Source organism: Streptomyces sp. NPDC006430, from assembly GCF_040612395.1.
Classification (GTDB): domain Bacteria; phylum Actinomycetota; class Actinomycetes; order Streptomycetales; family Streptomycetaceae; genus Streptomyces.
The window spans coordinates 1-8192 of sequence record NZ_JBEXQA010000072.1 but is presented as its reverse complement, the minus strand read 5'-3'; the positions used below and the strand labels follow the sequence as shown (position 1 = coordinate 8192).

General features: G+C 71.3%; 2 protein-coding genes. Both read right to left on the bottom strand.

The genetic code is table 11. The features are described from left to right. On the bottom strand, positions 1–7962 hold a 7962-nt coding region (locus ABZZ20_RS36355; protein WP_356877253.1), incomplete at its 3' end, for an amino acid adenylation domain-containing protein. After that, a complete protein-coding gene (locus tag ABZZ20_RS36350; protein WP_356877255.1) occupies positions 7962–8189 on the bottom strand; it encodes a phosphopantetheine-binding protein in 228 nt (75 codons plus the stop codon). The genes ABZZ20_RS36355 and ABZZ20_RS36350, both read right to left, overlap by 1 nt. Positions 8190–8192: the final 3 nt, after the last annotated feature.

The window sequence follows — 8192 nt, the reverse complement described above, 5'->3', positions numbered from 1 at the left end:
CGTACCGGCGGGAACCTCCGCCGCAGTGTCGTTCCACTCCACCAGAACCCGATGCAGATCACCCTCGGCCAGCACGTCGACCGAGCTCAGCAGCAGCTCGGGGCCGCCGTCCAGCGCGGAGTCCAGCGCCGCGACCAGGTTCTCGAGGGCGGTCCGCACCAGGAGACCCACCGCGCGCGGGTCACCGGGGTCGGCGGAGTCCACCACCAGGCCCATGCTGTCTCCGTTGTCGTCCACGGCGACCGTCAGCGGATAGTTGTTGAGGGGCCGCATGAACAGCCTGCGGATGCCCTCGAACCCCTCGCCCTTGCCGCCGTCAGCGACGCGCGCGACCGGGCCGGTGGTGTTGTGACGGTAGTTCAGAAGCGTGGTGAACAGGGGGATGTCGCCGGTGACGCCACTGGCGCCCTGAGCGACGGCGAGCGGCGCGTGTTCGTGTTCAAGGAGCCCGGCCAGCTGGCTGCGCATGGAGCCGACCGCCTCGACGACTCCGACGCCGGACACCCGCGCCCGGACCGGCAGAGTGTTCATGAAGAGACCGAGCGCCCGGTCGGAGCCCGCGCCGGAGTTCATCCGGCCGAACAGGACGGTGCCGAAGACCACGTCCTCGCGGCCGCTGACGGCAGCGAGGGCCCGGGCGTACGCCACGTGCAGCAGGGTCGCGGGGCTGGTGCCGAGGCGGCGCGCGGTGGCGCGTACCCGGTCGTCCAGGGACGCCTCGAAGTCGACGTGGGCCTTGGACAGGTGGGTGCCATCGCCGTGCACGTCCGCGAGGCCGAACGCGAAGGTCGGCTCGGTCACATCGCCGAGCAGCCCGGCGAAGTACCGCTCGTGCTCCTCGCGCTTGTCGCCGCTGCGGGTCTGCGCGACGAAGTCGCGGAAGGGCAGCGGCTTCGCCAGTTCCGCGCCCCGCCCGGTCACGAAGGCCTGCAGCTCCTCGAAGACGGCCTCCAGGGTCGTGTGGTCCTGGACCATGTGGTGCATGCGCAACAGCGCCGCCCAGCGGTCGCAGCCGGGGACGGCCGCGACGTGCAGGTCGACCAGAGGCGCCCGGCTCAGGTCCATGGAGGTGCCGCCGAGCTCCAGGAGCTGGTCCACCAGCTCCGCGCCGTCCGGATCGAGCGTCACGCGCTCGACGGGGATCCGGGCGTTGCGCCACACCACCTGCACCGGTTCGCGCAGCCCCTCCCACACCACGGAGGTGCGGTAGATGTCATGCCGGTTCACCAGCTGCTGGAGCGCGTCCACGAAAGCGTCGAGGCGGGCGCGCGAGTCGAACTCGAGCGCCGTGGGGGCCGCGTAGGTGTCGCGTCCGGACCCCGCCATCAGGTGGTGGAAGAGCAGACCCTCCTGCAGTGGGGCCAGCGGGTAGATGTCCGCCACGTTGGCGACGCCGCCCTCGACCGTGGCGACGATCCGCTCGATCTCGTCGGCGGTCAGGCCGACCAGCGGCAGCATCTCCGGAGTGAGTTCCTGCGCGCCCTCGGGGATCAGGTTCGGGGGTACCTCGACGCGCTCGGTGGCCGTGTCCCCGGCAAGGCCCGCCACCGTCGGCCTCTCGAAGAGCGTCCGGACCGAGACGGAGATGCCGCGCAGCCGCAGCCGCTCCACCAGCGACACGGCAAGCAGGGAGTGCCCCCCAAGGCGGAAGAAGTCGTCGTCGACGCCGACCTGCTCCAGGCCGAGGACCTCGGCGAACACCTCGCACAGGATCTCCTCGCGGGCGTTGGCGGGCCCGCGGCTCGCCCCCGCCCTGTATTCCGGTGCGGGCAGGGCCGCGCGGTCCAGCTTGCCGTTCACCGTCAGCGGCAAACCATCGAGGACGACGACCGCTGCCGGCACCATGTACGCGGGCAGTACCTCGTCCGCGAACTGGCGCAGACCCTGCACCAGTTCGTCACCCTGCATGGCCTCACCCGGCACGGCATAGGCCACCAGGCGCTTGTCGCCGGGAACGTCCTCGCGCGCCACGACCGCCACCTGGGCCACGGACGGATGCTTCACCAGCACGGACGCGATCTCACCCGGCTCGACACGGAATCCACGGATCTTGACCTGCTCGTCGGAGCGGCCCAGGTACTCCAGCTCGCCGTCCGCACGCCACCGGGCCACGTCGCCGCTGCGGTACATGCGCTCGCCCGCCGCGAACGGCGAGGCCACGAACCGCTCAGCCGTGATCCCAGCCCGGCCCACATAGCCACGGGCCAGGCCGGCACCCGCGATGTACAGGTCGCCCGCCACCCCCACAGGTACCGGCGCCAGGTTGCCATCCAGCACGTACAGGCGGGTGTTGGCGATCGGCCGCCCGATCGGCACCGAGTCGCCCACCTCCTGACCGGCCGCCACCTCGAAGACACAGCACCCGACCACGGTCTCGGTCGGCCCGTACTCGTTGACCACGACGGAGTCGGGCGCCTGGTCGAGCCAGGCGCGCACATCGGCGCCCTGCAGCGCCTCACCACCGACGATCCAGCGGCGGGCCGCCCCCGCGCGCACACTCTCGGGCAGCAGCCGGGAAAGCAGCGGCAGATGCCCCGGCACGACCTTCACTAGGCCGAACCCACTGGAATCACGCACCGCCGCGGCAAGACCTTCGGCACCTCCCTCTCGGCTGATCACGACGCGGGAGCCGGACACCAGGGGCACCAGCAGACTCGTGACCGTCAGGTCGAAGGCGAGCGACGAATGCAGCGGCGCCCCACCCCCCTCGGCCATGCCATAGGCCCGGTGCGCCCACATCACATAATTCGCCAGGCCGTCGTGGGTGACCACGACCCCCTTGGGACGCCCGGTCGACCCGGACGTGTAAATGACGTACGCGCTGTGCGCAGGCAAGACGGCGCCCGCACCCTCGTCCTGTGTCGGCGCCATTTCCGACAGACCCGCCAACTCGGCTTCCACCGAAGGGTCGTCGAGCACCACAACCGGTACGCCGGATCGCTGCTCGAACTCCGCGAGCCGGCCGCGGGTGCCCTGCCCGGTGAGGACACACGTCACCGCGGCGTCCGTCAGCATGAACGCGGCACGCTCCGCCGGGTATTCGGGATCCACCGGCAAGTACGCGCCACCGGCCTTCCACACCGCAAGGACGGAAACCAGCACGTCCACACCGCGTTCCAGACACAGACCCACCACCGACTCGGAGCCCACGCCGTGGCGGACCAGCAGGTTTGCCAGCCGGTTCGCCCGCGCGTCCAGTTCGCTGTAGGAGACCTCGACACCATCGCACTCCACGGCGACCGCCGCCGGGTCCTGCGCGGCCCACTCCCTCAGCAGCTCCGGCACCAGTCGGCGCGGCGTGTCATCCGCCGTGTCGTTCCACTCGCCGAGCACCCGGCGGCGCTCGTTCCCGTCCACCACCTTCACGCTGCGCAGCGGCCGATCCGGACCACCCGCAAGGACGCCTTCGAGCAGCGTCACCAGGTTCTCCACAGCAGCCCTCAGCAGATCACCCACCGCGTCGGCATCGATCGGAGCAACCGCGTCCACGGCGAGCCCGATGCCGCCGTCCCCGTCGTCGTCGACCGAGACGGTCAGCGGGTAGTTGTTGCGCTCCTGGGAAAAAACGGCCCTGATGCCCGCGATCCCTGCCGCGCTCGCCTCGTCCGCCGCACCGGCGGCCGGACGGCCGCTGTTGTGACGGTAGTTGAGGAGTGAGGTGAACAGCGGGGTGTCACCGGGCACGCCGCTGGCCTGCTGGGCCAGGGCGAGGGGCGCGTGCTCGTGGGAGAGCAGTTCGGCGAGCTGGCCGCGCATCGCAGTGACCGCATCCGCCGACCCGAGTTCGCCGGTACGCACCCGTACGGGCAGCGTGTTGATGTACGGGCCCAGCGTGCGGTCCGATCCGGTACCAGCGTTCATGCGGCCGAACAGGACGGTGCCGAACACCACGTCCTCGCGGCCGCTGACCGCCGCGAGCACCCGTGCCCACGCCACGTGCAGCACGGTGGCGGGGCTGGCACCCAGTCCGCGGGCGACGCCGCGGACCCGCTCCACAAGGCCCGGCGGGAACTCCTGCCTGGCGCGGACCACTGCCGCGCCGTCGCCGTGCGCGTCGACCAGGCCGTAGGGCGCGGTCGGCTCGGTCACGTCGCCAAGGAGCTGGGAGAAGTGGCGTTCGTGCTCGGCACGGGCCACCCCGCCACGCGCCTGGGCTACGAAGTCGCGGAAGGGCATCGGCACGGGCAGACCGTCCCCGCGTCCGGACAGGAATGCCTCCACCTCAGCGAGCAGCACCTCCAGCGCCGTGTGGTCCTGAACCATGTGGTGCATCCGCACCAGCGCGAGCCACGCTTCGCCGCCCGGCTCGGCCGCCACGTGCACCTGGATCAGCGGCGCGCGCCGCAGGTCCATGGCCGAGCCGACCCCTGCGACCAGCTCCGCCACCGGGTCCATGGCCTGCGGGTCGAGTGCGACCTCGTCGACGGGCACGGCGGCGTGGCGCCACACTACCTGTACCGGCTCGCGCAGGCCTTCCCACACGATGCCGGTACGCAGGATGTCGTGCCGGTCCACGACCCGCTGGAGGGCCTCGGTGAACGCCTCGAGCCGCGCGCGCGAGTCGAACCTGACCACGGTCGGCAGCACATAGGCGTCCTCGCCGCCGTCGGCGAGGAGGTGGTGGAAGAGCAGACCCTCCTGCAGGGGGGCCAGCGGATACACGTCGGCGACGTTCGCCGCGCCGCCGTCGACGGTGGCGATCACCCGCTCGATCTCCTCGACGGTCAGGTCGACCAGGGGGAGCATCTCCGGTGTGATCGCCTGCGCGTCCTCCGGGATGGCGTTGGGCGGTACGACGACGCTCTCCGCCCCGGCCGCGGAGGCGAGCCCGGCCACGGTCGGGGTCTGGAACAGCGCCCGCACCGAGACGGAGACGCCGCGGGTGCGCAGGACCTCCACCAGGCGTACCGCGAGGAGGGAGTGGCCCCCGAGGGTAAAGAAGTCGTCGTCGACGCCGACGCTGTCCACGCCGAGGACCTCGGCGAACACCTCGCAGAGGATCTCCTCACGGACGGAGGAGGGTCCACGGCCGGAGCCGCTGGTGTACTCGGGGGCAGGCAGAGCCACACGGTCCAGCTTGCCGTTCGGGGACAGGGGCAGCGCGTCGAGGACCACCACTGCCGACGGCACCATGTACTGCGGCAGTCGCTCCGCCACCAGGGCTCGCACCGCCGCCGACAGCTCCTCTTCGGGCGCTGCGCCGGTCACGACGTACGCCACCAGGCGCTTGTCGCCGGGGACATCCTCACGAGCCACCACCACGGCCTGGGCCACCGACGGGTGTGCGGCCACCGCTGACTGGACCTCGCCGAGCTCGATACGGAAGCCGCGGATCTTGACCTGCTCATCCGCGCGACCCAGGTATTCCAGCTGCCCGTCGGCGGTCCACCGGACCAGGTCACCGGTACGGTACAAGCGCTCACCGGGCGCACCGTAGGGGTCGGCGACGAAACGTTCCGCGGTCAGGGCGGGGTGGTGCAGATAGCCTCGCGCCAGACCCGCGCCGGCGATGTACAGCTCACCGGCCACTCCGGGTCCGACCGGCGACAGATAGCCGTCCATGACGTACACGCGGGCGTTGGAAATCGGCCGGCCGATGGGTACGGCGCCTTCGACGTCGGTGTCGGCGTACCAGGCGGTGGTGTAGACGGTCGCCTCAGTGGGACCGTAGATGTTCGCCACCCGCGCGCCCGGCAGCTCCCGGCGGATACCGGCCACCGCGTCGGCAGTGAGCGCCTCGCCCGCAAGCACCACCGTACGCGGACGGACCTCGGGGCCGGAGCGGCCCAGGATACGGGCGAAGGCCGACGGAACGCCACTGACCAGGCTCACCTGCCAGGGGCCGCGCTCGGTGTCGGCGAGCGCCAGCAGGTCCGGGACGAGCTCGACGGATCCGCCGGTGACCAGCGGGCCGAACAGCTCGAAGACCGACACGTCGAAGGTGAACGAGGTGGAGAGCAGCACCCGGGAGAAGTCGGCGCCGCCGAACTCGGCACCCGCCCACGCCAGCAGCCCCGCCACCGACCGGTGCTCCACCACCACGCCCTTCGGACGGCCCGTGGAGCCGGAGGTGTAGATGACGTACGCCGGATGGCCGGGGGTCAGCGGGGCCACGCGCTCGTGCTGCCCGGGTGCACCAGCAGGCAGAGCGGCCAGCGCGGCGACGGTCTCCGGCGCGTCGAGAACCACGGCCTGCGGCCCGGAGGGCGGGAGGATAGTGGCGGTGGCCGAGGCGGCGAGGACAACCACGGGCGCCGCATCGCCAAGCATGTACGCTATCCGCTCGGCGGGGTACGCCGGATCCACCGGCACGTACGCACCGCCGGCCTTGAGCACGCCGATGAGGGCCGCCACCGCGTCTACGCCGCGCTCCAGGCACACCGCAACCCGCGACTCCGGGCCAACGCCCAGACCGATCAGGTGTCGGGCAAGACGGTTGGCCCGCGCGTCCAGTTCGGCGTAAGTCAGCTCGGTGCCTTCCCACACCACCGCGACCGTGTCCGGAGTGCGGGCCACCTGTGCCTCGAACAGCTCCGTCACGGTGGCCTGCGGCACCTCAGCGGCGGTGTCGTTCCAGTCCGAGAGAACCCGGCGACGCTCGTCCGCGTCCAGGACATCGACCGCGCTCAGTCGGGTCCCGGGGTCGGCGGCGACTGCGGCGAGGACCTGCCCCAGGCGCTCGACCAGGCGCTCGGCCGTCGCGATGTCGAACAGGTCCGCCGCCGCAATGAGCTCGCCGCGCAGTCCCGCCGGGCGCCCCTCGGCGTCGAACACCTCGGCCACGCTTGCTTCCAGGTCGAACTTGGCCGCCAAGCCGCCGGTCAGCGACTCCGGACGGACACCGTCCGCAGCTCCCCCGGCCTGCACACCGTGCAGATCCAGGGCCGCGTCGGCGGTGTTCTGCATGGTGAGCATCACCTGGAACAGCGGGTGCCTGGCCAGCGAACGCGTTGGGGCCAGTTCCTCGACCAGCCGCTCGAACGGCACGTCCTGGTGCGCGAAAGCGCTCCAACCAGCCTCCCGCACCCGGGCGAGCAGCTCGCTGAACGTCGGATCCCCCGACAGGTCCGTGCGCATGACGAGGGTGTTCACGAAGAACCCGACCAGGTCGTCCAGGGCCACGTCGGTGCGCCCGGCGACCGCGGCGCCGATCGGGATGTCGGTGCCCGCGCCGAGGCGGGACAGGAGCACCGCAAGTGCCGCCTGGACCACCATGAACGTCGTGGCGTCCGACGTGCGTGCGATCTCCGCGAGCCGCGCGTGCACTTCGGCGGGCACCGTCAGGGGCACCGTGTGGCTGCGGAAGCCTGCCACCGCCGGGCGCGGCCGGTCGAAGGGCAGCGCCAACGCCTCCGGCAGGTCTGCCAACTGCTCGCGCCAATAGCCCATCTGACGGGAGAGCACGCTCTCGGGGTCGTTCTCTTCGCCGAGCAGTTCACGCTGCCACAGCGCGTAGTCCGCGTACTGCACCGGCAGCGGTTCGAACTCCGGCGCCCGGCCCTCGCACCGCGAGGCGTACGCCATTGAGAGGTCCCGGGCCAGCGGCCGGGTGGACCAGCCGTCGCTGGCTATGTGGTGTACGACCACGACGAGTACGTGCGCGTCGGGACCGGTCGCGAACAGCCAGGCACGGATCGGCACGTCGGAGGAGAGATCGAACGGTCGCGCCACCGCCTCCCTGGTGGCCGCCGCCAGGTCCTGGGCCGGCACCTCGGCGTAGGACAGCCCCCAGGACAGTGCGTCGGGTTTGAGGATGTGCTGGTACGGCTCTCCATCGGCCGTGGGGAACACCGTCCGCAGCACCTCGTGACGGCCGATCACATCCCGCAGGGCGGCGTCGAGCGCCACCCGGTCGACGTGGCCCGACAGCGGAAGGACCACTGGAATGTTGTACGTCGAGCTCGGCCCCTCGAGCTGCTCGATGAACCACAGGCGGCGCTGCGCGAATGACAACGGAAACATCAGGAATCCCCCTGGTTACGCATGGGCCGCAAGGCCGGCCTAGCTGACTTCTGTTTTCCAAGCTGTTGTGCGAGACCTGCCACCGTCGGGTTGTCGAGCAGTACTCGCAGTGGGAGTTCCACGCCGAGCTGCGCGCGCACCCGGCTCACGAGGCGGACTGCAAGGAGGGAGTGGCCGCCGAGTTCGAAGAAGTCGTCGTCCACGCCTACTTCGTCGATGCCGAGCACGTG